The sequence below is a fragment of the Marinifilum fragile genome (assembly GCF_963677365.1).
GTDB classification, from domain to species: Bacteria; Bacteroidota; Bacteroidia; order Bacteroidales; family Marinifilaceae; genus Marinifilum; species Marinifilum fragile.
Genome location: NZ_OY781962.1, coordinates 4,203,056 through 4,219,216 on the forward strand (window position 1 = coordinate 4,203,056; position 16,161 = coordinate 4,219,216).

15 protein-coding genes are annotated in these 16,161 nt (G+C 36.7%); 8 read left to right on the plus strand and 7 right to left on the minus strand.

All coding sequences use genetic code 11. The annotated features are described in order from the left end of the window. The first annotated feature begins 92 nt into the window (after nt 1-92). Entirely contained in the window at nt 93-1,565 is a 1,473-nt protein-coding gene (cls, locus tag ACKPCA_RS16885) for a cardiolipin synthase (protein ID WP_321280123.1), read from the plus strand. Here the strand turns inward: cls and ACKPCA_RS16890 are convergent. From ACKPCA_RS16890 to ACKPCA_RS16905, 4 genes are all read right to left on the minus strand, one after another. Beyond that, nucleotides 1,549-2,280: a carboxypeptidase-like regulatory domain-containing protein gene (locus tag ACKPCA_RS16890; RefSeq protein ID WP_172677363.1), complete on the minus strand. Its 732-nt coding sequence runs from the start codon at nt 2,278-2,280 to the stop codon at nt 1,549-1,551. The genes cls and ACKPCA_RS16890 overlap by 17 nt on opposite strands. 97 nt (nt 2,281-2,377) lie before the next feature. Next, a complete protein-coding gene (locus tag ACKPCA_RS16895) occupies nt 2,378-3,229 on the minus strand; it encodes a carboxypeptidase-like regulatory domain-containing protein (RefSeq protein ID WP_321280124.1) in 852 nt (283 codons plus the stop codon). A 19-nt stretch (nt 3,230-3,248) separates the two neighbouring features. Further along, the gene (locus ACKPCA_RS16900) at nt 3,249-4,070 is read right to left on the minus strand and encodes a carboxypeptidase-like regulatory domain-containing protein (protein WP_321280125.1); all 822 of its coding nucleotides are present in this window, start codon (nt 4,068-4,070) and stop codon (nt 3,249-3,251) included. A gap of 106 nt (nt 4,071-4,176) precedes the next feature. After that, nucleotides 4,177-4,923 (minus strand): uracil-DNA glycosylase, encoded by a 747-nt coding sequence (locus ACKPCA_RS16905; protein ID WP_321280126.1) that lies wholly within the window; start codon nt 4,921-4,923, stop codon nt 4,177-4,179. 220 nt (nt 4,924-5,143) lie between these two features. Here ACKPCA_RS16905 and ACKPCA_RS16910 point away from each other — a divergent pair, with 220 nt between their 5' ends. Both ACKPCA_RS16910 and ACKPCA_RS16915 read left to right on the plus strand, forming a co-directional pair. Further along, a complete protein-coding gene (locus tag ACKPCA_RS16910; RefSeq protein ID WP_321280127.1) occupies nt 5,144-5,962 on the plus strand; it encodes a 2,3,4,5-tetrahydropyridine-2,6-dicarboxylate N-succinyltransferase in 819 nt (272 codons plus the stop codon). A gap of 60 nt (nt 5,963-6,022) precedes the next feature. Next, nucleotides 6,023-6,586: an L-threonylcarbamoyladenylate synthase gene (locus ACKPCA_RS16915; protein WP_321280128.1), complete on the plus strand. Its 564-nt coding sequence runs from the start codon at nt 6,023-6,025 to the stop codon at nt 6,584-6,586. A 269-nt stretch (nt 6,587-6,855) separates the two neighbouring features. On the opposite strand, the gene ACKPCA_RS16920 is transcribed toward ACKPCA_RS16915, so the two are convergent. Further along, nucleotides 6,856-7,578 carry a head GIN domain-containing protein gene (locus ACKPCA_RS16920; RefSeq protein WP_321280129.1) on the minus strand — a complete coding sequence of 241 codons (723 nt, stop codon included), beginning with the start codon at nt 7,576-7,578 and terminating at the stop codon, nt 6,856-6,858. 168 nt (nt 7,579-7,746) lie between these two features. Here ACKPCA_RS16920 and ACKPCA_RS16925 point away from each other — a divergent pair, with 168 nt between their 5' ends. Further along, complete coding sequence (locus ACKPCA_RS16925; protein ID WP_321280130.1) at nt 7,747-8,166, plus strand: acyl-CoA thioesterase; 420 nt, start codon at nt 7,747-7,749, stop codon at nt 8,164-8,166. 62 nt (nt 8,167-8,228) lie between these two features. Here ACKPCA_RS16925 and rimM read toward each other — a convergent pair whose 3' ends face one another. Both rimM and ACKPCA_RS16935 read right to left on the minus strand, forming a co-directional pair. Beyond that, nucleotides 8,229-8,768, minus strand: coding sequence for a ribosome maturation factor RimM (gene rimM, locus ACKPCA_RS16930; RefSeq protein WP_321280131.1), 540 nt, complete (start codon nt 8,766-8,768; stop codon nt 8,229-8,231). A 10-nt stretch (nt 8,769-8,778) separates the two neighbouring features. Continuing rightward, entirely contained in the window at nt 8,779-9,321 is a 543-nt protein-coding gene (locus ACKPCA_RS16935) for a 30S ribosomal protein S16 (RefSeq protein WP_054716584.1), read from the minus strand. Nucleotides 9,322-9,603: 282 nt separating this feature from the next. Here ACKPCA_RS16935 and dnaE point away from each other — a divergent pair, with 282 nt between their 5' ends. From dnaE to ACKPCA_RS16955, 4 genes are all read left to right on the plus strand, one after another. Next, a complete protein-coding gene (gene dnaE, locus ACKPCA_RS16940) occupies nt 9,604-13,983 on the plus strand; it encodes a DNA polymerase III subunit alpha (RefSeq protein ID WP_321280132.1) in 4,380 nt (1,459 codons plus the stop codon). 49 nt (nt 13,984-14,032) lie between these two features. Further along, nucleotides 14,033-14,350: a thioredoxin gene (gene trxA / locus ACKPCA_RS16945; protein ID WP_054716587.1), complete on the plus strand. Its 318-nt coding sequence runs from the start codon at nt 14,033-14,035 to the stop codon at nt 14,348-14,350. Between the two features lie 66 nt (nt 14,351-14,416). Next, the gene (locus ACKPCA_RS16950; protein WP_321280133.1) at nt 14,417-15,340 is read left to right on the plus strand and encodes a DUF58 domain-containing protein; all 924 of its coding nucleotides are present in this window, start codon (nt 14,417-14,419) and stop codon (nt 15,338-15,340) included. A gap of 101 nt (nt 15,341-15,441) precedes the next feature. After that, nucleotides 15,442-16,161: a toxin-antitoxin system YwqK family antitoxin gene (locus ACKPCA_RS16955; RefSeq protein ID WP_321280134.1), complete on the plus strand. Its 720-nt coding sequence runs from the start codon at nt 15,442-15,444 to the stop codon at nt 16,159-16,161.

The following is a 16,161-nucleotide window of genomic DNA, read 5'->3' on the forward strand; positions in this document are numbered from 1 at the left end:
GATGCTCACATTGAAATTTAAATGGTTTTATATTTAGGCTTTGCAAAGCGAATTTAAAAACAAAGATACAAATCTTCTATTTTCATAGATTTATGTTACTATCAATTAATTGGTCGGATTTTTGGATACAGTTGTTTGGTGCACTGAGTATTCTTTATGCTCTAACCATTATTGCTACCATTATAATTGTTCTTCTTGAAAATAGAAGTCCTTTAAAAACCATATCCTGGATTTTGGTTTTGATTTTCCTTCCGATTTTTGGTTTTGTGGTTTACCTGGTGTTTGGACAAAGTTTCCGCAAGCGAAAAATGTTTAGCATGAAAGGGTTGGGGGATTTAAAATGGCTTCAGGTAATGAGCCAGGATCAGAAACTTCGTTTGAATAAAAGTCGTTTCTTGAAGGATGAGCGCATCCATGAGAAGAAAAATATCATGACCTTGCTGCTGAATAACTCCAAAGCTTTGTTGAGTGGTTACAACAAGGTGAATGTTTTGAATGATGGCAAGGAAACTTTTACAGAGATTTTTAAATCCTTGCGTAAGGCAAAAGATCACATTCATCTGGAATATTACATTATTGAAGATGGTGAGTTGGCTTCGGAATTGCTGGAAATATTGGTCGAAAAAGCAAGAGATGGAGTAGAGGTGCGAGTGATTTACGATGATGTTGGCAGTTGGAAATTAAGCAAACACTATGTTGAAACTTTAAAGGAAGCGGGAGTTAAAGTTCAGGCATTTTTACCCGTTCGTTTTCCAATATTAACCAGTAGGGTAAACTACCGCAATCACCGAAAAATTATTGTGATTGATGGAACTACTGCTTTTGTTGGAGGTTTGAATTTTGCGGACCGTTATCTGCATGGCATTCCTGAAATTGGCATTTGGCGCGATACTCACCTCAAGGTAAAAGGTGAAGGGGCTTCAAGTTTACAAGTTGTGTTTTTAATCGATTGGTATTTTGTGCGTCAGGAGGTGTTGATTAACGAAAAGTACCTGCCCAATAAAAAGGCCAAGGAGAAGTGTTTGCTACAAATTACAGCTTCAGGTGCCGATTCCGATTGGGCGAGTATTATGCAGGCTTATTTTTCGGCAATTACTTCGGCAAAACGAAATGTTTACATTTCATCGCCTTATTTTATGCCCAACAGTAGCATTTTGATGGCTTTAAAAACATCAGCCATGAGTGGTGTTGATGTTCGGGTTTTGATTCCAAATAAATCAGATTCTTTCATGACTTATTGGGGAACTTTATCCTACATCGAAGAATTGCTTGAAGCTGGAGTGAGAATTTATTTTTACAAAGCAGGTTTCAATCATAGCAAAATCATGACCGTTGATGGAATTCTGTCAACGGTGGGAACTGCCAACATGGACGTGAGAAGTTTTGAACAGAATTTTGAAGTAAATGCTTTGGTTTACGATGAAAAAGTAACTTTGAAATTGCGAGAACGATTTTTAGAAGATTTGCAGCAAAGTGAAGAGGTCGTACTTGAGAAATGGATTCAGCGATCGAAAATGCAAAAAATGAAGGAATCCATTACTCGTTTGTTTACTCCTTTGCTTTAGTGTACTCTTTATACAGATCCAGAATTTGTTTCATGACATCGTAATCGCTCGAATTTTCGGTTACGTGAATTTTCTTTCCACAAAACTCCATAAATGCCACCAGTTCATCACCTTCTAATCCAGTTGCATTCGATACAATTTCAGCATTATATTTTGCGCTAATCTTTTTGTTTTTGCTTTCCGATTTAATGATTTTGCTGATTTTTTTCTTTGTTTTTTCTTTTTTACTCAACTTGTTGTGCAGAAAATCCGTTGGCCTGAAAATGGCATCGACCACTCCCATTTTTTTATCTACTTTAGGTCGATATTGAGCAGGAACAGGATCAGGTTTTTTGGTATTGTATGGAGCCAATTGTTTTCCAATGTCCTTATTAATTGGATTTTTCTCTTTTACTTTGGCTTTTACAAACTCATCTTTAAACTCGTCCCAGGTTCCCAAAGCATAAATATCAACTTCTTTAAGCATATAGGATATATCTTGCAATTTTATTCGAAAGAATGGTGGAAAATCAGGGTTTAAAATAACGGGAACAGGCCATTCCTTCATTTCATAACCTAAAGCACTAATCACTAATGTATCTTGGTCTTGTATCTGCAAATGAAAAACTCCCGTACTGTCACATATGACTCCTTTTCTCGATCGTTTAATGGTTACTGTGGCATTAGAAATTGCTTCATTGGTTTTCGAAGAATATATTAAACCTGATATACTCACAATTGAATCTTGTAAAAAAGATTGAGCATTGCTTTGAAAAGCATGTGCAGAGAGAAAAAGGATGATTATGAATTTTAAAAAGATCTTCATGTTGAGATTATGGTCGCAGGTGATTTGGTATTTTGTTTGTCTTTTTAAGTTCTAATAAGCTAGAATTTGCCTTTTCAGGATCTAGTTTATATTCTTTGTAAAGTTCTAAAATTTTTGTTTGTATATCCAATTCACTGTCTTGGTAAGTAAAATCCGAATTCTTGCATATGAAAGCATAAAGTTGTTCCAATGTTTTTCCGGATTCGCCAGTTAAATTAGAAACAATTTCCCTGTTAAACTTTTCTTCAAGCATTTGCTGGTGTAGGTAGTTTATCTCATTCGAGAATACAGGTTGAGGTTTCTTTTTCTTTTTAAATAATTTACTGCCAAGACCAATTAAACCAGCAACTACATTGGGTGGAGTTCTTGCCTGTTCCTTTAGCTTAATCTCAAACATTTGTGCTTCGCTGAGCTTAAAGCCTTCTCCTTTCTTTTTTTGGGGTGGAAGTTTTTTCTTCACGAATTCTTCCTTAAAATCATCATAAGTTCCGAGTGCATATACATTTACTTCTTTTAAGGGAACTGCCTGATCTTTTAAATAAATTTTGAAAAAAGGTGGAAAATTAGGATCTGTAATGGCGGGAACAGGCCATTGTATCATTTCAAAACCCATAGAACTAATTACCAAAGTATCTTTCGGCAGAATTTGCAAATGAAAAACTCCAGAACTGTCGCTAATAACACCTCTTCTTGTTCGCTTTATGGTAATAATTGCATCCTCAATGGGTTCTTTGCCTTTATCTGTCAGAATCAAGCCCGAGATACTAATTGTGGAATCTTGAGCATATTCTTGCGCCAACGCATTTAGTGATATTAGAATAAAGCAAATAAAAATAAGAGATTTAGGGATTGGTTTCATCATTAGTGGGTTGGGATACTCAAGGTCTTAGATGGTTCTCGATTGTACCAAGAGTATCTGTAAAGCTTAGGTTGTTTTGAAAATCAGTATCTTCCTGAAGAAATTTCTTATGCAATTCTTTTATTCTTCTTACAATGTACATATCGCTACTTTGATAAGAAAAGCTGGTTCTGGAGTTGATGTATTTCATCAGAATATCCAGACGATTGCCATTTTCTTTTGTGATTTCGGCTACTAAATTGCGGTTGAATTTTTCAGACAAGAGAGTAGCGTGAATTTCCTCCAGCCTGGTAGGAATTTTCATGCCTTTGAATTTCTTTTTCCTGTTACCGAAACCCAAACTGATACCAGCACCTTGTCTCCTCATGGCTCTTCCGGTGTATTCGTCCATGGTGAAATCTCCAAAATTTATGGCCAAAGAAGCATCAGGATCTGCTGGTACTTTTGCTTTTACAAATTGCTCTTTGAAGTCATTCCAGCTGCCAAAAGAGTGCACCTGCACTTCTTGTAACATGTAGCTTTCTTGGTCCATAATAATTTCCTGGAATAGCTCTTTTTCAACACCAGGAGTTTGAACATCTACCAATTGAGCTTTAAATCCCATTGCAGTAACTTTCAATTTCTGATCGGGATTCACTCGTATTCTAAAAAAGCCTAAGCTATCACAAATAACTCCCCAATAGGTGTCGTCCAAATTTACGTGAGCGAATGAAATTCCTTCCTTTGTTTCAGAGTTAATCACCTTACCTGAAACAACAAAGGTTTGGTCTTTATGGTCCTGCGAAAACGAATTGCTAATGGTTAAAAGCAATAAAAATATGGTGCTAATTGTAGTTTTCAAGATTTTTAGATTAAATAATGAATGATAAATATAGCTCACTCATTTATCTTAAAACCCGATTGTTACATTTTTTAACACACTTTAACCGAATTTAAGCGCTTCGACTTTAGTTAACTCCTAACCAATTTACTTTGTTTTTTGTTTCGTTAAATGGATTCACTTTGCCAAATAAAATGTCATTATCTCTTTGATAACACATCATTGGGTGCGAGGTTTCTATTTTATTCTCAATTTGAATGTCAGCAACAATTTTTTGAGCATTGTTTCCCCAAAGGAACCAAACTGCATCTTTGTTCTGGTCGGCAATATGACTCAATAATTTTTGAGTGAATTTTGACCAAATTTTGGTGTGAGAATTTGGATTGCCAATTTCACAGGTAAATGCTGTATTTAATAGAAGTACATTTTCTTTTTCCCACCAGTAACGGAACAATTGGTTTGGAGGCAGTACCTTAAAATCACCTTCCATTGGCAAACGATCTCCCTCATTTAATTTTTTTAAGATTTCAGAATACTTCAACTCCTCGGCAGTATAAGCCTTGTAAATGCTTCTAAGAATATTTTTTAAGGATACATTTCTAAATTTATCGAACCACGAATTCAATCCATTTACTTCAAACGATCGACCGGTTGCAACACCTTCTTGCGGATAAGGATCTTGTCCTAAAATCACCACAGGAATAGCGTGTAAATCCATTTCCAAAAATCTTAAAACCAATTCTTTTTTTGGCGTAGCACTTTCTATTTGAATGGATGATTCGATGCTTTTAATCAAATCAATAATTTCATTAGTAAGAAAAGAATTCCAAGATTCGTGAATGTTTAAACTGGATAGGAAGATTGAATTTTGCATGTTCTGATAATTTGTTTGCCCAAAAGTAAAAAATGGATTGGTAAATTACGAATTAGCAATTGCGAATTACGTAGGAAGAATTACCAATATCAGCTCCAAAATACCTTATTAACTCATTCACTCATTTGTACTTTCATTTTTTTGCATTTTCACTTTTTCACTATTCTACTTTTAATTAGTTTTGTGAGCATTAACCAAAATTTTAGAAGTAAATAAGAATATGTACGAAAATCTTAAAGAAAGCATTGAGTCTGCCTGGGAGGATAGATCTTTATTGAGTTCACCTGAAGTGCAGAAAAATATAGAAGAAGTAATTGAACTTCTTGATAAAGGAAAATTGCGCACAGCAGAACCAATTGAAAGTGGCTGGCAGGTAAACGAGTGGGTTAAAAAGGCAGTAATTCTTTATTTCCCAATTCGTAAAATGGAAACCATAGAAGTGGGTCCATTTGAGTTCCACGATAAAATGGCATTGAAAACCAACTATGCTGATTTGGGAGTTCGTGTTGTACCTCATGCGGTTTCTCGTTACGGTGCATTCCTGGCAAAAGATGTGGTAATGATGCCATCATATGTAAATATTGGAGCATATGTTGATGAGGGAACTATGGTTGATACTTGGGCAACTGTTGGATCGTGTGCTCAAATTGGAAAACATGTTCATTTGAGCGGAGGTGTTGGTATTGGAGGTGTATTGGAACCAATTCAGGCTTCTCCGGTAATTGTGGAGGACAATTGTTTTATCGGATCTCGTTGTATCGTAGTAGAAGGTGTACATCTTGAAAAAGAAGTTGTTCTTGGAGCTAACGTGGTACTTACAAAATCGACTAAAATTATTGATGTAACCGGAGAAGAACCAGTTGAATATACAGGTTTTGTTCCAGCACGTTCAGTTGTGATTCCAGGAACCAGAACTAAAAAATTCCCTGCAGGAGAATATCAAGTCCCTTGTGCACTTATTATTGGTAAGCGCAAACCATCAACCGACTTGAAAACATCTTTGAATGATGCACTGCGTGAATATAACGTTGCAGTATAAAAAATTACTGGCCATATGTAAAGACGTAGCATTGCTACGTCTCTACCATATACGAATAATATGAATAACGACATTAACAAAGCACTAGAGGTTTTAAAATCAGGTGGAGTAATTCTTTATCCTACCGATACCATTTGGGGAATTGGCTGTGATGCTACAAATGCAGATGCAGTAAAAAGGGTTTATGAAATTAAACAACGTGAAGATTGTAAGGCAATGTTGGTGTTAATGGAAAATCCTAACAGACTGAATTCTTACGTTGATGAGGTGCCTGAAATTGCCTGGGATTTGATTGAGGCGAACGACAAACCAATGACCCTGATTTATCCAGGAGCAAAGAATTTGGCGCCAAACTTAATCAACTCTGACGGAACCATTGGTATTCGTATTACAAATGAGGAGTTTACTCAAAATCTGATTCAAAGATTTAAGAAACCAATTGTATCAACTTCGGCCAATATTAGTGGAGATCCATCACCTGCGAATTTTTCTGAAATCAATGAAGAATTGAAAGAATTGGTTGATTATGTGGTGGAGTACCGACAAGATGATTTTGAAAAAGCGAGTGCTTCAAGCATTATCAAAATTGGAGTAGGAGGGGAGATTCAAATCCTAAGAAAATAGGAAATATAATATAAAACCTCTCAGATATTACAGTTTCTGAGAGGTTTTCTTTTATATCTTTTTACAAAATAACATTGTCTTTAGAAACGAGAACAATACCTCTCGGTTAAAGAACGCTTCCTTTGTCCCAGAGCACCATGCTGCAACGGATAATCAACTTGCCTTTGCAGAAGAGAACGCTGCCGCTACGCTTGGTAACGTTTCCTTTATGGGTGAGAATGCTGTCTTTGCCTATCGGAACGCTTCCATTATGCGTGGCAACACAACAATTATTCCCTAACAGATTTAATAGAACCCGATCCTGCTGATTTACTATCAACATATTCAGGATTGCCTCGGTAATAAATATCTCCACTACCAGCTACACGAGCATTTATCTTTTCTGATGCGTAAACTTTGCAGTCGCCAGAACCCGAAATTCTTACGTCAACTGATTTAGCTTGAAAATATCCAGCTTCAACATCACCCGATCCGCTAATATGAATTTCCAATTCGTCTTGACATTCTCCTTTTAAACGGATATCGCCTGAACCTGAAATGTGACACTCTACATTATCAGCCTTCAACTTATCGATAATAATGTTTCCACTTCCGCTGATTGCGTAGTTAACGCTACCTGATTGAATAGGAGTTTTAGCAATAATATTTCCTGATCCTGAAATTTTAAGGTCTTCAACATTAGGAGTTGAAATATAAATTTCAACTTTTTTGAAAGAACGATTGTTCCAATTCCAGCCTTTGTTCTTTTTACGCTTTATCTTTAAAGTTGATCCTTCAACTTCAGTAATAATTTCATCCAAATCATCGGCGTAACCATTAATTTTTACAGATGTTTTTTCATTTTGGCTCACATAAACTTTGGCAGCAATCGAAAGGCTGATTGATTCGAAAGAGCTTACTTTTCGATCTTCGGTTTTTTGAGCAAAAGCAATTGTACTGCTTAATACCAAAGCGAAAATAGCAATAAGGGAAGTAATACGTTTTGATTTCATATGTTATGGTTTTAGGTAAATAATCATTTCGTACTTTATAAAGGACGAACAAGTCCATGAAAAGTTGCACCCATGCATAATTTTTGTAGAGACGTTGCATTGCTGCCTCTTTACTCATTTCATAGATATTAATTCAATATTTCTTAAATTCGCCAAAAAATTTTTACAATGGAATTCAAGCACATCAAGAAAATACAAATTCGTTTTGGGGATATCGATTTAATGGGACATGTTAATAATGGAGTACAGTTGAGTTATTTAGATTTGGCCAGAATGGATTATTTTCAGCAAATTTATGGGCAGGTGATCGATTGGAATGATTCAGCTCTTATTGTTGCACATCTCGAAATTGATTACTTATCATCAATTACTTTGCACGATAAAATTGAAGTGCATACCAGAATTCACAAACTTGGCAATAAAAGTGTTGGTCTTTATCAGAATATTGTTGATTCTGTAACTGGCGAAATCAAAACCAAAACTTCACAGGTTATGGTTGGGTACAGCCAAAAATTGGGAGAAAGTATTTCTGTACCGGAAACTTTAAAAATCAGAATTCGCGAGTACGAAAACGAAATAGTAGGATAACAGTGGACAATGATCAGTCAACAGTTATCAGTACTAAGGCACTCGAAATATTTTAATCTGTATTAATCAAGGTAAAGGTCAAGCAAACCATCAGGCGTTTCCATGCAAATGGTTTTGTTTTCTTCATCAAGGTCGATAAAGTTTTCGTCGGCAAAAGGAATCATCACTTCCTCGTCATTAATCTCTACTACCATTACAATATTGCCTGCAAAATCCTGAATGTCTACAATCTCACCAAGTTCACCTCTTTCTTCATCCTCATAGGTGAAACCAATTAAAACATTAGGATCCAATTCGTCTTGTTCGACAATATAGTCTGGTACATCTTTCATTGGAACATAGATATCGCAAGCAATAAACCTTTTGGCTTTTTCTTCGGTTGACATATCCTCCAATAAAATTCTTACGCTCGAATGATTTCTCGAGCTAATTCCATTATTTGGAATAAAAAAAGGAACCAATCCCCCATCGATATCGACGAGGATTGACTCCAATTTATTTCTTTCAAGAAGATCACCGTTTGTTTTGGCAACCAATTCACCTTTAACTCCATGAGTTTTAGTAAAGGTTCCAGCTAAATAACAATCTTCTTTTCTAAGCATGCAATTCAAATTAAGCTTCAGTTTCTTCAGCTCCTTCTTCATTTGCAGCTTCAGCATCGTCACCAGCTTCTTCAGCTTTAGCAGCAGCTTCAGCTTCAGCAGCTTTCTTAGCGATAGCTTCTGCTCTGTCAGCGCTAATTTTAGCTTCTGCTTCCAAACGTGCAGCTTTAGCTTCCTCAGCAGCTTTAGAAAGACCATCTTTCTTAGCGTTGATTTTAGCGTCTTTTTCTTGCTTCCAAGCTTGGAATTTTTCTTCAGCAGTTGCTTCATCAAAAGCACCTTTCTTAACACCTTCTAACAAGTGTTTTTTCATCATTACACCTTCGTAAGATAAAATTGCTCTTGCAGTGTCGGTAGGCTGAGCACCATTACCAAGCCAAGTTAAGGCTTTGTCAAAATTTAGGTCAATTGTAGCAGGATTGGTGTTTGGATTGTATGATCCAATACGCTCAATGTACTTACCATCACGTGGTGCTCTGCTATCTGCTACCACGATGTGGTAGAATGCACGTCTTTTACGACCGTGTCTTGCTAGTCTAATTTTTACTGGCATAACTCTTTTAAAATAAGATTAATAATTTGCCTACATTATAGTTGTGGTATACATACCACGATTTATAAGCGCGACAAAGATACAACTTATTTTCTGAATAGAAATAACTTCTCTTTAAATAATTTAATGGCTGAAAATCATGCTGGTAGAACGATCATTTATTTAGTCTAGATTGTTGACTTACATTTACTAATTTTACTTTATTGAATCACTTTATTATTCCTTATCTTCGCATTTCGGCTCCATCTGTGAGCTTAAAAAAATAAAATTCCTGATACTGAGATGTTTTTAATATTTGATACCGAAACCACAGGCTTACCAAAAAAATGGAAAGCACCCTTAGATGATTTTGACAACTGGCCAAGAATGGTTCAGCTTGCCTGGCAATGTCATGATATGGAAGGGAATTTCCTTTTTGCCAAAAATCATGTAATTACTCCTGATGGATATACTATTCCTGATGATGTGGTTGCAGTACATGGTATCTCTACAGAACTCGCTCACGAAAAAGGAATTCCTCTTCAAGATGCCCTTCTTGATTTTATGAAGGATGTTAGAAATTCTACATTTATCATTGGGCACAATGTTTCTTTTGATATCAACATTGTGGGTTGCGAGCTGCTTCGCTGCGAAATGGAAGAGCAGGATCTTGTAAAAGCTCCAATGATTGATACCATGACCGGTAGTAAGGAGTTTTGTGATTTAAAGAGACGAGGACAACTTAAAAATCCTACGCTTACCGAACTGCATACCAAATTATTTGGAGTTCCATTTGCTGAAGCACACAATGCGGCAGCCGACGTTGAGGCAACTTCCCGTTGTTTTCTTGAACTGTTAAGAGTTGATGGATTAAGTCAGGAAATTCATAGAATGTCTCCTGGGCAGATTCAGGCCTTTAAAATCAATAATCCGAATACCATTGAATTGGTTGGAATCGAGTATGAATCTTTCAAGGTAAATACTGCTTTCGATGAAATATCAATTGAGAAGGAAGATCGCAAGAGAAGAGAAGCAGCAAAAAATATTACAACGCAACAACCTTTCGTTCATTTGCATGTTCACTCGCAATATTCCATACTCGATGGAGCCGCAAAAACAGCAGCAATTGCAGCCAAAGCAAAAGAAGATGGAATGCCTGCTGTTGCTTTAACCGATCATGGTAGCATGTTTGGAATTAAGGAATTTCATGTAGCATGTAGCAAAGCTGGAGTAAAACCAATCATTGGAGTGGAGGCTTATGTTGCAAAACGTGGGCATTTGATGAAGGAAAATAAAATCGATGCATCTGGAAATCATCTTATTTTGCTGGCCAAAAACTATAAAGGTTACCAAAGTCTACTAAAGTTAACCTCTATTGCACATACCGATGGAATGTACTACAAACCGCGTATCGATAAAGATTTGCTTGAGGAGTATAGCGAGGGCTTGATTGTAAGTAGTGCTTGTCTTGGAGGAGAAGTTTCCCAGCATATCATGGCAGGGAGTATCGTTAAGGCAAAAGAAGCAATACTTTGGTACAAAGATGTATTTGGAGAAGATTATTACCTGGAAATCCAACGCCATCCAAATGACGATCCTCGATTGAAAGGAGATGTCTGGGAAAATCAGGTAAGAGTAAATAAAGTAATTCGTGAGTTAGCAGCAGAATTGGGCGTTAAAGTCATTGCAACCAATGATTCTCATTTTGTGAATGCAGAAGATGCAGCAGCTCATGATGTTTTGGTTTGTTTGAGTACAGGACGTGATTACGATGATCCAACACGTATGCGTTATACCAAACAAGAGTGGTTTAAAACCACCGAAGAGATGAATGAGCTTTTTGCCGATGTGCCGGATGCACTTGCCAATACCTTGGAAATAGCAGAAAAAGTAGAAGCTTATGAATTGAATGCAAATCCAATTATGCCTCCTTTTAATATTCCCGAGGAGTTTGGGACTTTTGAGGAATATAAGGAAAAATACGATGAGGCTGCTTTAATCGAGGAGTTTGAAGAAGAGCGATTCGAGAAATTAGGAGGCTACGATAAAGTGCTACAGATAAAACTTGAAGCTGATTATTTGCAATATCTTGCATTCGAAGGAGCTAAAAAACGCTATGGAGAAGAGTTGGAAGAGGGTATTGTTGAGCGATTGGAGTTTGAGCTGAACACCATTAAAACCATGGGTTTCCCTGGATATTTCTTGATTACACAGGATTTCATCAACTGGGCAAAAGACAATGGCGTAATTGTAGGTCCAGGTCGTGGTTCGGCTGCAGGTTCTGCTGTTGCGTATTGTATCTCCATTACCGATGTGGATCCAATTAAATATGACTTGCTGTTTGAGCGTTTTCTGAATCCTGATCGTATCTCCATGCCCGATGTAGATATCGACTTTGATGACGATGGACGTCAGCAAGTATTAGACTATGTTACCGATAAATACGGACATGATAAAGTAGCGCACATTTGTACTTTTGGGACAATGGCTACCAAGAGTTCCATTAAGGATGTGGCGCGTGTTCTTCGTTTGGATTTGGCTGAAGCCAATCGCCTTGCCAAATTAGTTCCTGAAGCACCAAAAATGAGTTTTAAGAAGGCTTATGAGGAAGAGCCTGCGCTTTTGGAAGAAAAAGATTCGCCAAATCCATTGATTGCAAGAACCATTAAGTTTGCAGAGGCATTGGAAGGTTCGGTAAGACAGACTGGTGTGCATGCCTGTGGGGTTTTAATTGGAAAAAATCCGCTTGACGAGCATTTGCCGGTAATGCCAACCAAAGGCGAGGAACTGTTAACCACCCAATACGATGGACGTTTTGTGGAGGATATCGGTTTGCTTAAAATGGACTTTTTGGGTTTGAAAACCCTATCCATTATTAAGGAGGTTCTTTCCAATGTAAAACTTTCCAAAGGAATTGATGTTGATATCAACAATGTTGATCTCGAAAACGAAAAGACCTTTCAGTTATTCAGCCGCGGAGAAACAACTGCCATATTCCAGTTTGAATCCCCTGGAATGAAGAAGCATTTGCGAGCGCTTAAGCCAAACCGTTTTGAAGATTTGGTTGCCATGAATGCCTTGTATCGTCCGGGACCAATGGAATACATCCCTTCTTTTATCCGAAGAAAAAATGGAGAAGAGGAGATTGAATATGATCATCCAATCATGGAGGATTACCTGAAAGATACCTATGGGATTACAGTCTACCAGGAGCAGGTGATGCTCCAGTCGAGAGCATTGGGGCAATTTACTCGTGGCATGTCCGATTCCTTGCGTAAAGCGATGGGGAAAAAGATCATTGCCATGATGGATAAACTGAAAGTTGAATTCATCAATGGATGTCATGATAATCCAAAATTCATGGAAGGTGTTGGTGGCGATAATACCAAAGCCGACAAGCTAATTGAAAAAATCTGGTCGGACTGGGAAGCATTTGCCAAGTATGCGTTTAACAAATCTCACTCGGTTTGTTATGCTTATATTGCTTATCAAACAGGTTTCCTAAAAGCTCATTATCCGGCTGAATTTATGGCAGCTGTTCTGAGTCGTAACTTATCCGATATCACGAAAGTGACCATTTTTATGGATGAGTGTAAGCGTATGGGATTGCCGGTTCTTGGACCAGATGTGAATGAATCTTATTCAACATTTACCGTAAATAAGAATGGTGAGATTCGTTTTGGTATGGCTGGTATTAAGGGAGTTGGAGAGCAGGCTGTACATGATATTATTGAAGAACGTAAGAATGGGCCGTTCAAGGATATTTTCGATTTTGTAGAGCGTGTAAATTTAAGATCAGTAAATAAACGAACACTTGAAAATCTTGCCATGTCGGGAGGATTTGACAGTTTTGGATTAAAACGAAGTCAATATTTCCAAATAGATGAAACTGATGTTACCTTTATGGAACATTTGGTGAAGTATGGTAATAAACTTCAGGCCGAAAAGATAAATAATCAGCAAACTCTGTTTGGCGGAGTAGAGGATTATGTAGTTACTCCTCCCAAAGCACCGGAATGTGCAGAGTGGGGAAAATTGGAACGCTTAAATAAAGAGAAAGAATTAATTGGGATTTATTTGTCTGCGCATCCTTTGGATGATTTCAAGACAACCATTAATAACTTCTGTAATGCTAGCTTATCGGAGTTGTCATCTGAATTCGAAAGCTTTGCCAACAAGGATGTTAATATTGCGGGAATGATTACGGCAATTAGAAGGGGAACAACCAAAAATGGAAACCCTTTTGCCATTGTTGGAATAGAAGATTTTTCAGATTCTTATGAGTTGGCATTCTTTGGTAAAGATTTTATTGAGTTTGGTAATTATTTTGTTGAAGGTCTTTCCATTTATATTAGTGGAAGGGTTCAAACACGATCTTGGCCAAAAGATTCTACAGAGTTAGAATTTAAAGTGAAAAATATAATGATGCTTTCCGAAGTTCTTGAAAAGAAGGCAAAAGAGTTTACATTGGAAATTCCTATATCGGCATTGACCGATGAGTTGGTTACTGAGATTGTGAACTGTATTGATGAGAACAAGGGAGGTATGAAACTTAACTTTGAGATTTTTGATAAAGGAAAGAAAGCATTAAAGATGTTTTCGAGGAGTTACAGAGTTGAGTTAACCAATGAATTAATAGAATATTTTGAAAATAATTCGGAAATTAAATTCAAAATTAACTAAATTGCACTAGTTTTAAATAAAATACATAAACGCTAAAAAATAGATTACCATGACAATTGAAGTAAACGATTCTAATTTTGAAGAAGTTGTTTTGAAATCAGATAAGCCAGTATTGGTGGACTTTTGGGCAGAATGGTGTGGTCCATGTAGAATGGTTGGTCCAATTGTAGACGAATTGGCAACTGATTACGATGGAAAAATCGTAGTAACCAAATTGGATGTTGACAGCAGCCCTGCAACTTCAGCTAAATTTGGAATCCGTAATATTCCTACTGTTCTTTTCTTTAAAGGAGGAGAAGTTGTTGATAAGCAAGTTGGAGCAGTTCCAAAATCAAGCTTGGCAGAAAAAATTGATGCTCTATTGTAATAGGAGTATAAAAATATGTAGGGCATAGAGGTTGATCTATGCCCTTTTTTTATTTGAAAAATTAAAATGGTAAAGCAATTATCCGACCTGATACAGTTCGAACAATTCGATAATTTGGAATTACTTGCACATCAAATTGTGGAGGGATTTCTTATTGGTTTGCATCGTAGCCCATACCATGGTTTTTCGGTTGAATTTGCTGAGCATCGTTTGTACAACAAAGGAGAATCGACCAAGCATATTGATTGGAAGTTGTATGCCCGTAGTGACAAAATGTTTGTTAAACAGTTCGAAGAAGAAACCAATCTTAGGGCCTATATTGTTATCGATACATCATCATCAATGCTGTTTCCTTACAAAACCAAGCATCAAACTAAATTGGGATATTCTGTTTTGTGTGCTGCAGCCTTAATTCACTTGTTACGCAAGCAACGCGATGCTGTAGGTCTTTGTACATTTTCGGATAAGATTGATCTTTTAACTCCATCTAAACTATCTCTTACCCATGCTCAATTATTGTATTCTCACTTGCACAAGGTTTATAATGCCGAAGAAATAGGCAAGGATAGAGAAACCAAAATTGCCGACACTTTGCATCGTTTGGCTGAAGGTTTACACAAGCGATCGCTGGTGATTGTTTTTTCTGATTTTACAGGAGTAGAATCACCAAAAGAAATTATGGAGTCCTTGCAACATTTGCGATTCAACAAGCACGAAGTGATCCTATTCGCAGTGCGTGATCATGAATTGGAATTGAATTTCAACTTTGAGAATCATCCTAGTCAGTTTGTTGATTTGGAAACCGGTGAAAGTTTAAAACTAAACCCAACTGATATTAAAGAAATGTATCAAAAGGAACAGCAAAGGTTTTTTACCGAATTGGAACTACTGTGTAGTCAGTTTTCTATTGATTTAATTGAGGCTGATATTCGAAAGAAGTTTGGTAATGTACTGCAATCGTATCTTTTGAAGAGAAAAAAGTTTATGTAGCTTATTTCTTACGGAATAATTTTTAAGTTTTCAATGTTTAATATATTTTTATTGGGAATAACTCATATCCTTTTTGGATAGCACTAATTAAGAGTCTCCTGATGAAATATAAATTTGTATTCCTTTTTGCTTTTGTTTTGTTTGCCTGTAAGCAAAAAACTGATCGTAGTTCAGTTAAAGATCAGGATTTTGTAGAAAATGGTGTGGTGAAGAAGTACGATGAGCAAAATAAATTGTCGGCTGAGATTACCTACCAAAATGGAGTGCGTAATGGAGTTACCAGGTATTACTATTCTTCGGGCGTGTTAAGCGATGAAATTATGTATGTTGATGATGAAAAGAGTGGTGTTGCAAAAAAATATCACAAAAATGGAAACATCTACAGCTTAACACCATACATCAACGATGAAAAAGATGGGATCCAGAAAAAGTATTATGCCAATGGTAAAATTTGGGCAGAAACACCTTATATGAGAGGTCAGCCAGGAATTGGATTAAAGGAGTATAAGCGTGATGGTAGCTTGCGTGAGAGATATCCTGAAATAGAAGTTCAAATGCTGGAGAAATCAGATCGTATAATACTAAAGTTATTTTTAAGTAATTATTCGAAAAATGTGGTATTCTACATTACGGAATTAATGAAGAACCAATACATTCCACCTGCTGCCAAACCTATTTACGCAGAAGGAGGAGTGGCTCGTTATGAATTCATGTTGGATTCGCAATCAAATTTGGATACAACTCTGAATATTGTTGCTAAATATCAAACCAAAGATTATAATATTCACGTTTCTACACGCGAGTTGGTTCTAAAGAACTAA